Origin of the sequence: Nocardioides silvaticus, from assembly GCF_003160695.1 — a bacterium.
In the GTDB taxonomy this organism is placed as follows: Bacteria; Actinomycetota; Actinomycetes; order Propionibacteriales; family Nocardioidaceae; genus Nocardioides; species Nocardioides silvaticus.
Window position 1 is genome coordinate 224,613 of the sequence record NZ_QGDD01000003.1, and the last position, 15,761, is coordinate 240,373.

At 72.3% G+C, this 15,761-nt stretch carries 12 protein-coding genes; 6 read left to right on the forward strand and 6 right to left on the reverse strand.

Going from position 1 to position 15,761, the window contains the following annotated elements:
• Positions 1–113: 113 nt before the first annotated feature.
• Positions 114–809, forward strand: a complete 696-nt coding sequence (locus DJ010_RS09185) for a TetR/AcrR family transcriptional regulator (protein WP_109693368.1) — start codon at positions 114–116, stop codon at positions 807–809.
• A 1-nt stretch (position 810) separates the two neighbouring features.
• Here the strand turns inward: DJ010_RS09185 and DJ010_RS09190 are convergent, their stop codons facing one another.
• Positions 811–1,812 carry a zinc-binding dehydrogenase gene (locus tag DJ010_RS09190; RefSeq protein ID WP_109693369.1) on the reverse strand — a complete coding sequence of 334 codons (1,002 nt, stop codon included), beginning with the start codon at positions 1,810–1,812 and terminating at the stop codon, positions 811–813.
• Positions 1,813–1,851: 39 nt separating this feature from the next.
• Positions 1,852–3,264 carry an NAD-dependent malic enzyme gene (locus tag DJ010_RS09195; protein WP_109693370.1) on the reverse strand — a complete coding sequence of 471 codons (1,413 nt, stop codon included), beginning with the start codon at positions 3,262–3,264 and terminating at the stop codon, positions 1,852–1,854.
• Positions 3,265–3,460: 196 nt separating this feature from the next.
• Here DJ010_RS09195 and DJ010_RS09200 point away from each other — a divergent pair, with 196 nt between their 5' ends.
• From DJ010_RS09200 to DJ010_RS09220, 5 genes are all read left to right on the forward strand, one after another.
• Positions 3,461–3,757 (forward strand): hypothetical protein, encoded by a 297-nt coding sequence (locus DJ010_RS09200; protein WP_109693371.1) that lies wholly within the window; start codon positions 3,461–3,463, stop codon positions 3,755–3,757.
• Positions 3,758–3,881: 124 nt separating this feature from the next.
• A complete protein-coding gene (locus tag DJ010_RS09205) occupies positions 3,882–4,508 on the forward strand; it encodes a hypothetical protein (protein WP_109693372.1) in 627 nt (208 codons plus the stop codon).
• 7 nt (positions 4,509–4,515) lie between these two features.
• Positions 4,516–5,982: a hypothetical protein gene (locus DJ010_RS09210; protein ID WP_109693373.1), complete on the forward strand. Its 1,467-nt coding sequence runs from the start codon at positions 4,516–4,518 to the stop codon at positions 5,980–5,982.
• A 34-nt stretch (positions 5,983–6,016) separates the two neighbouring features.
• The gene (locus DJ010_RS09215) at positions 6,017–6,706 is read left to right on the forward strand and encodes a PaaI family thioesterase (RefSeq protein ID WP_109693374.1); all 690 of its coding nucleotides are present in this window, start codon (positions 6,017–6,019) and stop codon (positions 6,704–6,706) included.
• A 72-nt stretch (positions 6,707–6,778) separates the two neighbouring features.
• Complete coding sequence (locus DJ010_RS09220) at positions 6,779–10,117, forward strand: ATP-binding protein (RefSeq protein ID WP_158282980.1); 3,339 nt, start codon at positions 6,779–6,781, stop codon at positions 10,115–10,117.
• A gap of 11 nt (positions 10,118–10,128) precedes the next feature.
• Here DJ010_RS09220 and DJ010_RS09225 read toward each other — a convergent pair whose 3' ends face one another.
• The 4 genes from DJ010_RS09225 to DJ010_RS09240 form a co-directional block, all read right to left on the reverse strand.
• Positions 10,129–10,857, reverse strand: coding sequence for a hemerythrin domain-containing protein (locus DJ010_RS09225; RefSeq protein ID WP_109693376.1), 729 nt, complete (start codon positions 10,855–10,857; stop codon positions 10,129–10,131).
• Positions 10,858–10,880: 23 nt separating this feature from the next.
• Positions 10,881–13,016 (reverse strand): MMPL family transporter, encoded by a 2,136-nt coding sequence (locus DJ010_RS09230; RefSeq protein ID WP_109693377.1) that lies wholly within the window; start codon positions 13,014–13,016, stop codon positions 10,881–10,883.
• Between the two features lie 539 nt (positions 13,017–13,555).
• Positions 13,556–13,927 (reverse strand): hypothetical protein, encoded by a 372-nt coding sequence (locus tag DJ010_RS09235; RefSeq protein ID WP_109693378.1) that lies wholly within the window; start codon positions 13,925–13,927, stop codon positions 13,556–13,558.
• A gap of 98 nt (positions 13,928–14,025) precedes the next feature.
• Complete coding sequence (locus tag DJ010_RS09240) at positions 14,026–15,405, reverse strand: HNH endonuclease signature motif containing protein (RefSeq protein ID WP_109693379.1); 1,380 nt, start codon at positions 15,403–15,405, stop codon at positions 14,026–14,028.
• Between the last annotated feature and the right edge of the window lie 356 nt (positions 15,406–15,761).

A 15,761-nucleotide genomic window follows, 5' to 3' on the forward strand; every position in this document is an offset into this window, starting at 1 on the left:
CTTCGTGAATGACGAAATCATCACTGACGATTCATGGCGCGTCAACCGTATTTGAGGAAATCGTCAGAAATGGCGACACCGCTGCTAGGCTCGCGCCGGCGAGAGGAGGTGCGATGTCGGACGCCGTGGCAGCGGCTGCGCGCAAGCGTGGCGAGCGACGTAGGGCGCAGACCCGGGCTGCGCTCATCCGGGCGGCTCAGCAGCTCCTGGCCGAAGGCCGCACCAGCGTCCCGATCCTGGAGATCACCGAGCTGGCCGACGTCGGGATGGGCTCGTTCTACAACCATTTCGACACCAAGGAAGAGCTCTTCGAGGCCGCCGTCGAGTCCGCCCTCGAGCTGCAAGGGGCGGTGCTCGACGCCTGGACCAAGGACATCGAGGACCCGGCCGAGGTGTTCGCGCGCAGCTTCCGGCTCACCGGACGGATCCACCGGGTCGAGCCCCAGCTCAGCCGCGTCATCCTGTCCCGCGGGCTGGAGCTGATCTCCTCGGAACACGGGTTGGGTCCCCGAGCGCTGCGCGACATCGAGCGCGGCTGCGACACCGGACGGTTCAACGTCGCGGATCCCTACTCCGCGCTGGTCATCGCCGGCGGGGCCGCGCTGGCGCTCGGACAGGCCGTCCACGACCACCCCGAGCGCGACGACGCCGAGCTCAGCGACCGCGTGACCGAGGGTGTGCTGCGGATGCTCGGGCTCACCGCGGAGGACGCGGCAGCCGTCTGCAGCACGCCGCTGCCGAGCGTGACCGAGCTGCTCGAAGAGGCGATGCCCGGGCTCCAGCAGTCCGCTGACCCCGGTCCTGCCTGAATCAGGGGACGAGGACGACCTTCCCCACGTTGCGGCGCTCAGCGAGCATCAGGTGGGCATCCCCCGCTCGCTCGAACGGGAAGGCCTCGGCCACCACCGGCTGCACGGTGCCGTCCTCGATCATCGGCAGCAGCGGCGCAGTCCACGGCTCGAGCGTGCCGGCGTCGTCCCAGAGCGCCAGCATGTTGAGGCCGATGACCGCCTTCGAGACCGACATCTGTTTCACCAGGTTGAACCGCGGCATCCGGATCATTGTCTTCGCGGCTTGGAGCAGGTTGCGGCCGGCGCCGTCCATCACCGAGGCGGCGCCGAACGCGACCAGCCGGCCGCCGGGCCGCAGCAGGTCGTAGCTGGTGCGGAAGCTCGGCCCGCCGATGGCGTCCATGACCAGGTCGAACGGTGGCAGGTCGCGGTGCCAGCCCGACCGCGTGTAGTCGTGAGCGACGTCGACGCCGAATCCTCGGATGGAGTCGTGCTTGCCCGGCGAGGCGGTGCCGTGCACCTCTGCGCCGACGGACTTCGCGATCTGGGTCGCGGCGATGCCGACCCCGCCGGCGGCCGCGTGCAGCAGCACCCGCTCCCCGGGCTGCAGCGACCCGTAGCGCACCAGCCCGGCCCAGGCGGTGGCGTAGTTGACCGGGATCGCCGCGCCCTGCTCGAAGCCGAGCCGCTCGTCGAGCGGGACGACGTCGCGCGCGCCGACCACGACGCGCTCCGCGTACCCGCCGAACCGGGTGCCGGCCAGCACCCGGTCGCCGACCGCGACCTCCTCGACGTCGTCGCCGACCGCCGAGACCACCCCGGCGACCTCGTAGCCGACGACGGACGGCACCTTCGGCGCGTCGGGGTAGAAGCCGACGCGAGCCATGGTGTCGGCGAAGTTCACCCCGGCAGCGCGGACGTCGACGGTGACCTGTCCGGGACCGGGTGGGGCCGGATCGGGACGCTCCTCGACCTTCAGGACCTCGGGTCCGCCGTGACGGGTGATGACGACAGCGCGCATCCCCGGAGGCTAGTGACGCAGCCGGGCGGGCGCGTCCTCCTACGGTCGTAGCTCGGGGACCTCGGTCCGCGGCGGCGCCGACTGGCCGCGGATCGCGGCCGCCACCGCACCCGGCACGTCGGGGTGGAAGACACTCGGGATGATGAAGCTCGCGTGCAGCTCCTCGTCGGTGACGACCGAGGCGATCGCGTGAGCGGCGCGGAGCAGCATCTCGGTGGTGACCTGGGACGCCCGAGCGTCGAGCAGGCCGCGGAAGACACCGGGGAACGCGAGCACGTTGTTGATCTGGTTGGGGTAGTCCGACCGCCCCGACGCGACCACCGCAGCGTGCTTCGCGGCCTCCGCTGGGTCGATCTCGGGATCCGGGTTCGCGAGCGCGAACACCACCGCACCCTCGGCCATGTCGTCGATCCACTCCGGCTTCAGCACGCCCGGACCGCTGACGCCGATGAAGACGTCCGCGCCCTGGAGCCCGTCGTGCAGGGTGCCGCGCTGGCGGCGCGGGTTGGTGATCGAGGCGAGGTTCCGCTTCGCGGGCGAGAGGCTCTCGTCGTCGTACGACAGCAGGCCCTCGCGGTCCCAGACGGTGACGTCCTGCGCCCCGTCCGCGAGCAGCAGCGACACGATCGCGGAGCCGGCCGCACCGCCGCCGGCGACGACGATCCGCGTCGCCGACAGCGATTTGCGGACGACGCGCAAGGCGTTGTGGAGCGCGGCGAGCACGACGATCGCCGTGCCGTGCTGGTCGTCGTGGAACACCGGGATGTCGAGCCGCTCGCGCAGCCGGGCCTCGACCTCGAAGCAGCGCGGCGCCGCGATGTCCTCGAGGTTGATGCCGCCGAAGCCGGGCGCGATCATCTCGACCGCCTTGACGATCTCGTCGACGTCCTGGCTGGCCAGGCAGATCGGCCAGGCGTCGATGTCGGCGAACCGCTTGAACAGCGCGGCCTTGCCCTCCATCACCGGCAGCGCCGCGCCGGGGCCGATGTTGCCCAGGCCGAGGACCGCCGAGCCGTCGGTGACCACGGCGACGGAGTTGCCCTTGATCGTCAGCTTCGGGACGTCCTCGGGGTGCTCGGCCAGCGCCAGGCTGACCCGGCCGACGCCCGGCGTGTAGGCCATCGCCAGGTCGTCGCGGTTCTTCAGCGGCACCTTGCTGCTCACCTGGATCTTCCCGCCGAGGTGCAGCAGGAAGGTCCGGTCGGAGACCTTGTGCACGGTGACGCCGTCGATGTCCTCGACCGCCTGCACCACGCGCTCGCTGTGACCGGAGTCGGTGGCGCTGCACGTCACGTCGAGCACGAGCCGGTCGTGCTTGGAGTCCGCGACGTCCATCGCGGTGGTGATGCCCCCCGCCTCCGCGATCTTGGTCGCCACCCGGCCGACGACCGCGAAGTCCGGCTCGGCGTAGAGACGCATGGTGATCGAGTACGACGACGGCGTGACGCTCATACGTCAACCTAAGACCCCGGTGCGCGGTACTCACAAGTAACGGGCATCAGGCGTGCCGACTGTCCAGAGCCCCGGCTCCTCTACTAGGTTTCTGGGACCGGGCTCAAAAGATTTACCCAGGCAAAGCGCGACCGCACCGGTGCGCGCCCCCTAGCCTGACCGCACGAGAGCTCTCCCCTCGAAAGGACCCCACTTCATGAAGCGCATCGGACTGCCTCTCGCAGCCACCCTCCTCACAGCCGGGCTCACGCTGTCCGCTTGCGGTGGGACCCCCAGCAAGGACGACCTCAAGGACTCGCTCGTCGAGAACGCCGACCTCCCCGAGGACCAGGCCGACTGCGCAGCCGACGAGCTGCTCGACTCCGACCTGTCCGACGACCAGCTCAACGCGGTCGCCGACGACGACGAGGGCGGCCTCGACTCCGACGAGAAGGCCGAGGTCGGCGAGGTTCTCACCGAGGCGCTGACCAAGTGCATCACCGACTCCGAGTGACCCGCTGACGCCTCAGCGAACGACTCCGAGGAGCCCACGCCGGACGGCGCGGGCTCCTCGCGTTTTTCAGCCGAGAACCGCGGATCGCCCAACCCACGGGGGTTCCCGCCGCATCTGAACCTGCGTGGCAGACCTGGCAGCACCGGACGAGGGCCGGATCGAGCACCGGCTGCGGCGTGACCTCCACGCCGTCGACGAGCTGATCCCCGGACCTGCCGTCACCTCCGACCTGGTGGCAGACACCCGCCGCCGCGGCGCCGGGCTGCTCGCGCACCGGAGGGTGACGACCGCGGTCGTCGTCGTGCTCGCGGTGCTCGCCGTCACGGCGGTCCTGGTCAGCCCCGCACTGGGTCGCGCGCAGCCGTCGAGCAGCTACCGTCCCGACCTGCCGGCCGACCCGATCGAGCTCGGCTGCTACCCGCTCCCCCGCGGCCTCACCCTGGACTTCCCCTACCAGGTGCGGAGCGACGGTGACCTCGGTGGACGGCGCGTGCTCACCCTGCACTGGGACGAGCTCGACGCCGCGGAGGTACGACGACGCCTCGACACTGCCCTCGACCGGGCCGGGCTGCCGCGCGACGCCGCGACGGTCACCCCGTTCCCCGACCTGCCCCGGGACGCCGTCGTCCGCGGGACCGTCGTGCTGCGGCTACCGCTCGCCCGGCTCGCGAGCGACGACCCGGAGTGCCAGGACCCCGCCACCACCAAGCGGTTCCCGCCCGACTGGGCACCGTCGACGACGTACGGGTGACGGGCGGATGACGGGCCTCGTCCTCCGCCGCCTGCGCGCCGATCCCGTGCTGACGGCGTGCCTGGCCGCGGCGCTGCTCCTCAAGGCCGTGCTTTTCGTCCGCGTCGCCGACCTGCCTCTGCGCGGCGACGAGGTGGCCTATCGCGACGCCGGTTGCGCGCTGGCCAACCTGGTGCGGGACCTGGTGGCGCTGCGCGGCCCGGACAGCGCCGAGCTCGCGCGCGACGTGGTCGGCAGCGGCTGGTTCATGCCGGGCATGGGCATCGTGCTCGCGCCGCTCTACCTGGTCGCACCCGCCGCCGACGACACGGCGGCCCGGCTCTGGCTCGGCCTGGTGTCCGCAGGGGTCCTCGTGCTCACCGTGCTGGCGGTCCGCCGCTCCCTCGGCCGTTGGTACGCCGTCGCCCTGTGCGCGTTCCCCGCGCTGGTGCCGGTGTGGGCGCTCCTCTCCTGGACGGCGTACGGCGACCTGCTGGCCGGCCTGGTGCTCGTGCTGCTCCTCGTCCGGCTGGTCGAGGTGCTCCGCGCGGGCCGGGCCGGCGAGCCGCCGACCCTGCGCGACGGGCTGGTCCTCGGCTTCCTCGCGATCACCGTCGTCCACCTCCGCTCCAGCGCCGCGCTGGCCGTGGGCGCGACGGCCCTCGTGGCCCCCGTCGTGCTGGTCACGTCCCTGCACCGACGGGCCGGGCGCACCGCCCTCAAGCCGGTCACCGTGTCTGCCGTCGCAGCCGGCGCCGTCTTCGCCGGCCTCCTGCTGCCCTGGTCGGTCGGCGCGTCGGTGGCCCTCGACGACCGGGTGATCACCACGACGTCGGTGCCGACAGCGCTGGCGAACACGTTCGGCGACCGCTCGGAGGTCTGCTTCGGACCGTGCGATCCCGGCAGCACCGTGTGGTTCGCACCGGTCCGCTACGCCCGGGAGGTCGCCCGCGCGACCGGTCACGGCGAGGTGACCGTGCTCGACCAGATGTCGGAGCACGCCCGCCGCGACGTCACCGCCAGGAGCTATGCGCAGGACGTGGTCGAGAATTTCGAGCGCTACCGCGCGATCGACGGGTTCGGTGCGCTGCTCAAGCCCCCGGACGCCCCGCACGACGAGGGGTTCTGGCAGTGGGTGGCCCGCGACCTGAGCCTGGAGATCTTCGGGCCGGTCTCCTGGCTGGTCGCCGCGGCGCTGCTGGTCGTCAGCAGGCGCCGGTTCTCCGACCAGGCGCTCGCCGTGCTGCTCAAGGTCGGCCTGCTCGCGCTCCTCACCCAGCCGTTCGTCCACCTGTCCGGCTCGCGCTACTGGACCACGGCCGGCGCGCTCGGTGGGCTGGCGGTGGTGGTGCTGGCGCGCACGGCGTACGACGCGATCCGTCGTCCGCCGGTCGAGGACGGCGACGAGCCGGCGCCGCTGCTCACCGCGCTGCAGTGGACGCTGTCCGCCGCGACCGTGGCGACCGTGGGCGTGGTCGCGACGCTGGCCGGGTGACCGGCGCGACCTCCCGCCCCACTACATTGGACACGTGTCCAGCCTCTCCTTGTCCTCCTTCTCCTTCGAGGACGTGCCGACCAGCGAGATCGATGCGGCCGAGGCGCTCTACGGCGCGCTGGCCGCGGACGTCCGTGTCCTCAACGACGTGTCGATCCGCACCCGCGTCGACGAGGCCCGGGTGGCGCAGGCGCGCGCGCTGGTCCAGCAGGCCGCGGAGCTGCTCGCCGCCGACGCTCCCCCGGGACCGGCCGGCATCCACTTCAACGGCGAGGGTCGCTCCTGGAACTGGGGCAACGCCGTCGTCGGCGTCCGCAACGCCGTCGCGCCGCCGGTGACGCTGGAGTGGGGGGAGGACGGGGCGGTCCGCTCGCGGCTGAACCTGGGCGCGGCGTACGAAGGGCCGCCGGGAAGCGTCCACGGCGGCGTCTCGGCGATGGTCCTCGACCACCTCATGGGCGAGACCGCCAGCGCGGCGCACACACGGGTCACCGTCACCGGCACCCTCACCCTCCGCTACGTGAACCCGCTGCCGCTGGGCCCGGTGCGGATGGAGGCGCGGATCACCGACGAAACTGACCGCAAGGTCACGGTCACCGGGTGGATCGCGCCCGACGGCCCGGACGCGGACCCAGCGCCCGCGGTCGAGGCGACCGGACTGTTCATCATCCCGCGCTGGGCGCAGGAGCCGGATGCCCCGAGCGGCATCGGCTCGCTCGACTGACCCCCTCCGCCCCACCGCCGAACCTCTGAAAGAGGTCGCCGGCAGCAAATCGGCGGTCCTATGCTGCGCCGCATGTGGGTCGGAGTGCTCGGACCGACGGTGGTGTCCGAGACGCCGACCGGCGACCGCCCCATCCCGCTGCCGGCCGCCAAGCACCGCGCGCTGCTGGCCGCGCTGGCGCTCCACGCCGGACGCCCGTCGTCGGCCGACGTCCTCGTCGACGCGATCTGGGGTCCGGACGCACCGCCGAGCGCCCTCGGCACGCTGCAGACCTACGTCTCCGTCGTACGACGCGCGCTCGAGCCCGATCTGCCCGCCCGCTCGCCGAGCAGCTACCTCGTCAGCAGCGACCTCGGCTACCTGCTCCACGCCGGCCTCGACGCCGAGGACTTCGCCGGCACCGTGCGCGAGGTGCACGACGCGATCGCGCCGATGACGACCAGCGCGGTGCCGGTGGCCACCGACGTCGGGCAGGCACAGGCGCACCTGGCCGCGGTCGAAGGAGCGCTCGCGCAGTGGCGCGGGACGCCGTACGCCGACCTCGCCGACTCCGACGCCGCGGCCGCCGCTCGCGCCCGGCTCAGCGAGCTGCGGCTGCTCGCGATCGAGGACCGTGCCGCCCTGCTGCTCGCCACCGGCCGGGACGCCGAGGCGGTGCCCGAGCTCGAGGCGCTGACCACCGAGCACCCGCTGCGGGAGCGGCTGTGGACGCTGCTCGCCGTCGCACTCGCCCGCACCCGCCGTCAGGCCGACGCCCTGGCGGCGCTCGACCGGCTGCGGGCCACGCTCGACGAGGAGCTCGGGCTCGAGCCGGGGCCCGCGACCCGCGAGCTGCAGACCGCGATCCTGCGGCACGAGGTGGAGGCCGCGCCGACGACGGGAGCCGCACCGACGATCACCGCCGCTGCGGTCGAGGACGAGGGCGAGCTCCCCGAGGTCGAGATCTCCGTGCCGGACTGGCCGCTGGTGGGACGCGAGGCCCACGTCGACGTGGTCGAGGCGCTCCGCGCGCAGGCCGACCGGGGTCAGCCGCAGTTCGTCACCGTCATCGGGGAGCCGGGGGCGGGCAAGTCCCGGCTCGGCGCCGAGATCGCGCTCCGGGCGCAAGCGGATGGAGCCGTGGTGCTGGTCGGGCGCTGCTCGCAGGAGGAGGACGCCCCGCCGCTCTGGCCCTGGGCGACCGCCCTCGGCCCGCGCCTCCCGGCGGTGCCGGAGGCGGACGACGGGGACCACGACGCGGCCCGGTTCGCGATCGCCGAGAGCGTCCGTCAGCGGCTCTCCGAGCTCAGCCGCGACCGCACGGTCCTCCTCGTCCTCGAAGACCTGCACTGGGCGGACCCGTCGTCGCTGCGCGTGCTGCGCCACCTGGTGGGCCACCTCGACAGCGGGCGGCTCCTCGTCCTGTGCACCTGGCGACGCGGCACCCAGGAAGGTCCGCTCGCCGAGGTGGCGGAGGCGCTGGCGCGCCGACACGCGACGACGCTCGAGCTGGCCGGGCTGTCCGCGGACGAGACCGCGCACCTGCTGGCGGCGATCACCGGCGAGGCCGACCCCGGCCTCGCGACCGACGTGCACCAGCGCACCGAGGGCAACCCGTTCTTCCTCATCGAGTACGGCCGGCTCGCCCGCGACGAGCAGCGTGCCCTTCACGAGGTCCTCGACGCGATGCCACCGACGGTCGCCGCCGTCGTGGACCGCCGGATCGCGCAGCTGCCGGAGGAGTCGCGACGCGCGCTCACCGCCGGTGCTGCCATCGGTCGCGAGTTCGACCTCACGCTGCTGTCCGGGTCGCTCGACGCCGACGAGCTCGACGTCTTCGACCTGCTCGAGCCGGCCCTGGCCGTCGACCTGGTCCAGGACCTGGGCGGCGACCGGTTCCGGTTCGTGCACGCGCTCGTCCGGGACACGGCGTACGGCGCCCTCAGCCCGTCGCGCCGCGAGCGGCTCCACGCCACGCTGGCCGGCCTGGTCCAGGCGTCCCCGGACTCCGCAGCCCGGGCGGCGGAGATCGCCCGCCACTGGGCGGCCGCCGGCCGCCGGCACCTGCGCGCGGCCCACCAGGCGGCCGCGCGGGCGGGCGAGCTGGCCATGGCGGCGCACGCGCCGGAGGAGGCGACGCAGCACCTGCGGCACGCGCTCGACCTGCACGCCGCCGACCCGACCGGCACCGAGCGGGAGCGCTACGAGCTGCTCGTCGACTACGCCGAGGCCTGCCGGTGGAGCACCCGCCGGCTGGAGATGCACGGAGCGGTCGACGAGGCGGTCGTCATCGCCGGCCGGCTCGGCGACCCGGACCTGGTCGTGCGCGCGGCGAGCACCGCGACGGCCGACGCGCTCTGGCCGGCCCGGGCCTACGGCGAGGCCAACCACGACGTGATCGACGTGATGCGCAGCGCGCTGACCGTGCTCCCCCGCGACAGCGCCGTGCGGTGCCGGCTCCTGCTCGCGCTCGCGGCCGAGGCGTACTACGCGGCGACACCGACGGAGCTGGAGTCGCTCTGCGAGGAGGCGATCGACATCGCGCGGGCCTCGGGTGACGAGCGGCTGCTGATGGACGCGCTGGGCGGGTCCGCGGTTGCGACGTTCCGCCGGGAGAACGCCGATCTGCGGCGTCGCTGGGTGGAGGAGGGTCTGGTCCTCGCCAACCGGGCCGGGGACGTGCGCGCCCGGACCAACCTGCGGGCGCTACTGGCGCCGATCCGGGTGGAGCTCGGCGAGCTCGGTGGCCTCGACGAGGAGCTGGCCGACATCATGCGCGTGGCCCACGAGGAGAAGCAGTACTTCGTCGAGATGGTCACGCTCAACCACGCTCACTGCTGGGCGTCGATGCGCGGCGACCAGGTTGCCCTGCGGTCGATCTTCGACCGGCTCTACCGGGCGTTCGACCGCGTCTCGACCGCCCACAAGGTCGACACGGTGCGGGGCGCCCAGCTGCTCGAGCCGCTCTGGAACCCCTCGTCCTCGCTCCCGTCGGAGGAGGAGGTCGCGGACTTCATGAACGAGTCGGCCATCCCGGCCGGGCCCGCCGCAGCAGTGCTCGCGCTGCGGCACGGCCGGGACGACGTGGCCCACGTCGTCTTCGACGCGTTCGGGATCGACCTGGACACCGACAACTGGTTCTCGCCGTTCGTCTGGGCGCTCGGCGCCGAGATCGGCCTCCGCCTCGGGGAGCCGGACGTGGCGGCAGCGTCGTACGGCAAGCTCGCGCCGTACCGCGGGACGTGCGTGGTCGCCGGCACCTCGCCGGCTCACGGTCCGGTCGACGCCTACCTGGCGCTGGCCGCGGCGGCAACCGGCGAGACGCGGCTCGCGACCGAGCACGCCGAGAACGCGCTCGAGCTGATCGCGGCCTGGCGGATCCCGCAGGTCGAGAAGTGGTTCCTCGGCCTGCGGGACCGCTACGCCTTCTGATTCGTGGCCGGTCACGCGGCGTACTTGAACGCCTTGCTCTCCAACCTGCGGAACTTCAGCCGGCTGCCGAGTCCTTTCATGACCCGCATCGGCAGGCCGGCCTCGGCGAGCACCTCGTCGAGCACCGGCCGCGGCAGCTCCTCGGCCATCCACGGCACCGCGTAGAGCAGGAAGCCGATCGACACCCCGGGCTTGAAGTACTCCTCGTCGATCCGCTCCCAGTCCTCCGGCGTCAGGTACCGCTGGATGATCACGATCGCCTCGGTCTCCTCGTGACGCAGGTGGTCGCCGAGGAGCTGCTGCGCCTCGGCCAGGCGTACGGCGAGCGCGGCCCGCAGCTCGTCGCGGGGCCGGTCGGCGCCGGCCGCGAGCTGCGCGAAGCCGTCGCTCGCGCGCTGGAGCAGCGGGTCGATCTTCTCGTGCTCGGCCTCCATCGCCAGCAGCGTCTCCCGCTCCGACTCGTCGGCCCGCTCGAGGAGGAACGGCCAGATGCCCGCGTCCTCACCGCTGTGGTGGTGGTGCAGGATCTCGCTGAACCGCTCCCACCGCTCGGCGAGCGCCACCCAGGTGGCGCGGTCGTCGACCGGCGTGCGGGGCACCGCTTCCGCGAACTTGCGGAGGTCGCGGCGGAATGCGTGGTGCATCAGGTACATCACCTTCATGTCCACGGGCCCGCCCGGTGCGGCGGCCTGGCCGGGCAGCTTCAGCTGCTCGGGATGGTCGGTCTTCGTGTTGGTCATGACTGCTCTCTCTTCGGGTCTTCTCAGTGGGTGGGGGTGGGGGTGACGTCGAGCTCGTCGTCCAGCTGGCGGGCGGCCGAGGAACGGCCGGGCAGCCACCAGTTCCACTTCCCGAGGAGGGTCATGGTGGCGGGGACGAGGATCATCCGGACGACGGTCGCGTCGAGGGCGACGGCGACGGCCAGGCCGACGCCGAGCATCTTCACGACGACCGCGGACTCGGTGGCGAAGCCGAGGAAGACGGCGACCATGATCGCCGCGGCGACCGAGATCACCCGGCCGGTCGAGGCGATGCCGCGCACGACCGATCCCTTGGCGTCACCGGTGTCGAGCCAGTCGTCACGGACGGCCGACAGCAGGAACACCTCGTAGTCCATCGAGAGCCCGAAAAGCACCGCGAACATCAGGATCGGCACCCAGCTCGAGACGGGGATGGCGTGGTCGACGCCGAGCAGCGCCGAGCCCCAGCCGTGCTGGAAGACGAGCGTGAGCACGCCGTACGCCGCAGCGATGGACAGCAGGTTCATGGCGGCCGCCTTCAGCGGCACCACGATCGAGCGGAACATGACCGTCAGCAGCACGATCGAGACCAGCACCACGAACCCGACGACCAGCCACAGGCGCTCCTGCAGCAGCTCGGAGATGTCGCCGAGGATCGGGGTGTAGCCCGTCGCCTCGACACCGTCCGGCAGCACGTCGGCTCGCAGCTCGTCGAGGAACACGGTGGTGTCCTCGTCGATCGGCGACGTGGTGGGCTCGATGTCCCAGACCGCCAGCCGGCCGTCGGGGGACGTGCTGACCGGGGTCGAGGAGGCGACCTCGTCGAGGTCGGCGACCTCGCGGTGCAGCGCCTCGACCTCGCCCGGGCTGACCTCGTCGAGGTCCGCGACCAGGGTGATCGGGCCGTTGGCGCCCGGGCCGAACTCGTCGGTGATGAGGTCGTACGCCGCACGAGTGGTGCTGTCCTTCGGGTCCGACCCGCCGTCCTGCGGCCAGGTGCGCATGCCGAGCGCCGGGGCGCCCAGCGCGAGGAGGACCGTCAGCGCGACGAGCGCCCAGGCGACCGGCTTCCGGGCCACCGTGGCCACCCAACGGGCGGTCCAGGTGTCGTCGGTCGTCGAGGAGCCGCGTTCGGTCGTCGAGTAGTCCGAGCCGCTAGGCGAGGACGTATCGAGACGCCGCACCTTCCGCGGCATCAGCCGGCGACCCGCCAGCGCGCACAGTGCGGGGACCAGCGTCAGCGCAGCCGCCATGACGCACACGACGGAGATGGCGGTGGCGAAGCCGAAGGCGTCGTACGTCGGCAGGCCGGCCAGCCGCAGTCCCATCAACGAGACGAGGACGGTCAGGCCCGCGCCCACGACCGAGCGACCCGCGGTGGCAGTGGCGCGCGCGGCCGCCTCGACCGGGGTGTCGCCGGCCCGGAGGCGGGCGACGTGCCGGGTGACGATGAGCAGCGCGTAGTCGATGCCCACACCGAGGCCGACCATCGTCGCGATGGTCGGGGCGGAGGTGGAGACGTCCATCAGGCCCGCGAGCAGCATGACACCGGACGAGCCGGCTACGAGTCCGCCCACCGCGACGGCGATCGGCAGGCCGGCGGCCACGACGGACCCGAACGCGATGACCAGCAGCGCGAGCGCGACCAGGATGCCGATCAGCTCGCCGCGGCCCTCGATCTCGGTCGCGGTCCCGGGCAGCTCGCCTCCGAGCTCGACCTGGTAGCCGGCCTCCTCGGCAGGCTCCGCGGCCTCCCAGAGCGGGTCGACGATGCCGTAGATGTCGGTGTCGGTCGTCGGAACGTCGTACCGGACGTACAGCAGGGCGGTGTCGCCGTCCTCGGACAGCCGCGGCGTCACGGTGGTGACGTGCTCGGAGCCCTCGAGCTCGGCGACGACTTCGTCAACGACCGCGGCGTCGAGGCGCGCGTCGTCGTGGAGGACGACCTGCGCGCTCGAGCCGCCGGCGTCCGGGAAGTGCTCCCGGAGCTGGTCGACGCCGTGCTGCGCACGGGTGTCGGGGACGTTCCAGTTGTCGCGGAGCTCTCCGCCGAGGGTGGCGGCGAGACCTCCGAGCGCGACGAGCACGAGGATCCAGGCCGCGATCGTGCGCCAGGGGTGGCGGGCCGTCGCGAGGCCTACTCGGTGCAGGGGATTCATCAGGTTCTCCTTGATCGGTGGATCGTGAGAACCACGGTCGTGGAGACCCCTTGAGTCCCTCTTGGGCCCGACTTGAGCCCGGAATCAAGTCACCTCTCGAGCAGCCCGAGCGAACTCGGGCGTCGAGTAGCCCGAGCCGCCAGGCGTTAGTCGGTCGTCGAGTAGCCCGAGCCGCCAGGCGAGGGCGTATCGAGACGCCTCGGTCGTCGAGTAGCCCGAGCCGCCAGGCGTTAGTCGGTCGTCGAGTAGCCCGAGCCGCCAGGCGTTAGTCGGTCGTCGAGTAGCCCGAGCCGCCAGGCGTTAGTCGGTCGTCGAGTAGCCCGAGCCGCTAGGCGAGGGCGTATCGAGACGCCGCTCGTTGCCCGCGGCCTTTGGGTCGCGGTCGGCGTGCGGCTTCCGGCGTCTCGATACGCGCCCTCGCGCAGAGCGCTCGGCGCTACTCGACGACCGGTGGAGGCGCAGAGCGCTCGGCGCTACTCGACGACCGGTGGGTGCGCTGCTCGACGACCGATGGGGGCGTAGAGCGCTCGGCTGGCGTCCTACTGCGACGCCGGCTGCGCGCCCTCGTCGACGGTCGGCCGTCCCGAGCGGTTCGGGGACGGGCTGGTTCCGCGGTCGAGGACGATGGCGACGAGCACGCCGGCGAGGGCCAGCAGCCCGAGCCAGCTCAGGGCGTCTCCAACGGCCTCGTTCGACCTGAAGTCCATCAAGGCAGGAAGGTCGTTCGAGTACAGCACCCACGCCGACAGCGAGAACCCCGCCAGCGCGGCACCCAGTGTCGCGGCGCAGGCACCGATCCGGGCCCACATCCCCTCGCGCCAGCGCGTCGCACAGGCGATCGCGGCCGCGGCGTAGACCGCCACGACCAACAGCTCGCGGATGAAGTAGTCGGCAGGCAGTCCGAGGGTCATGCCGCAGTATCTCCGATCCTGCCAGCCCGCTGACAGAGGTTCGGGCATGCCGATGGCCCCGCCGGTGGTGCTGTGTGGCGGGGTTCGGGGCGTGGCAGCTAGTGGTCGGGCGGGGAGGTGCCGGTGAGCGGGTGGGTGCCGGTGGGGTCGACGAGGTAGGTGCCGGAGTCGAGGGTCCAGGTGTAGGTGCCGGGGTGGAGCATCCGGTAGGCGGCTCGACCGGCGGTCTTCATCCGGTGGTGGCCGCGACACAAGGGGGCGAGGTTGCACGGACAGGTGACACCGCCGTCGGCATGGGATTCGAGGTGGTCGAGGTCGCAGCGTCCTGGTCTGATGGTCGAGCCTGTCGAGACCGTGCAGTGGGGGAAGACGCAGTGGTGGTCGCGTTCGGTGACCTGACGCCGGTGGCGGTCGGGGATCTCGTAGGAGTCGACCGGCTGGTGACCGGCGAGATCCACGACTGGCCTGACGAGGACCGTCGTGCCGGGGAGGCCGAGCCAGTCCTTGATCTGCTCCGGCGAGATCGGGGTCCGGGTGTTGCCGAACCGACCCACGGTCATCTCGTCGGGGTTGAGGTGCAGGACCAGCTCGGTCCTGCGGCCGGGCACCGTGCGGGAGATCTCCCCGGTCTCGGGGTCGACGACCTGCAGGTCGAGCATCAGGTCCTCACGCGCCATCTCCCCCAGCGCTTTGGACCGGCGCACGTCGAGGTTGTCCTCGTCGCCGAGCTGACCGAGCAGCTTCGCGCGGCGGCTGATCGCGTTCTCCAGGTCGAGGGCGTCAGCAGCATCCAGGGTCGCGGAGACGTTCGCGGTGCCGTCGAACCCGACCGCATCCAGACCGGTGTTCACGTGCCGGTGCTCCTGCGCCTGGCGGCGGCGTTCCTCGGCGGCCGCGGGGTCGTACCGGACGAGGGCTTCTTCGACGAGGCGGTCGACCTGGGGCCAGGTGCAGCCTTGGGCGCTGATGGCGAGCTGCCGGTCGACGTAGGCGGCGGCGTCCTCGCAGAGGGACCTGGTGAGGTCGGCGACCCGCAGTGCTTTCCACACCGGCACCTGCCCGTCGAGGGTCCGCTGCCACAGCTGGGGGAGGCGGTGGGAGAGCTCGACGACCTGGCCGACGTAGTTGCGGCCGGAGTCCAGGGAGCGGCCGAGGAGGGCGTTGAGCTCCATGACCGCGAAGTCGCTGATCAGCGGGGCGCCGGGGCCGGCGAGCGGGAGTCCGGTGTCCAGGCCCCGTTCGGTCAGGGTGGCGGCGTCGGCCTCGTCGTCCACTACGTGCTCGAGCGCCCACTCGGCGATCTCCCGAAGAACGGCGATCTCCTGGTCGGCGATCACGGTGCGGCGCTCACGAATGCTGGCGAGCAGCTCCTGCGAGCGGGTCACCACGACCCGCTCGGCTTCGGGCGCGACCGGCTCGACGACCACCCCGCCCAGCGGGGCGGGGAGGTCGAAGAGCGGGGCGGTCCCGAGATCCATGACGCCTATTCAACATGGGACCACCGACAGTTCGAAGCGGGCGGAATCCGCCTGTGGACAGAGGATTCCTTGCGATCGAGTTGTGGACGACAGGTGGCTCGAACTCGCTTCTGCAACGACCCACGGCCCGACGGCCGCGGGCAGCTTGCGGCGTCTCGATACGCCCTCGCCTAGCGGCTCGGGCTACTCGACGACCACCACGAGGGCTACTCGACGACCACCACGAGGGCTACTCGAGGTCCGCAAGCCGCCTGCCGACCGTGACCATCCGTCTTCTCGGTCGCGGCCGCAACCACAGCGAGTACCCCAGGCCTCCCGTCACCGGCGCAGGGCTGGGGGAACAGTCACGCGACCAA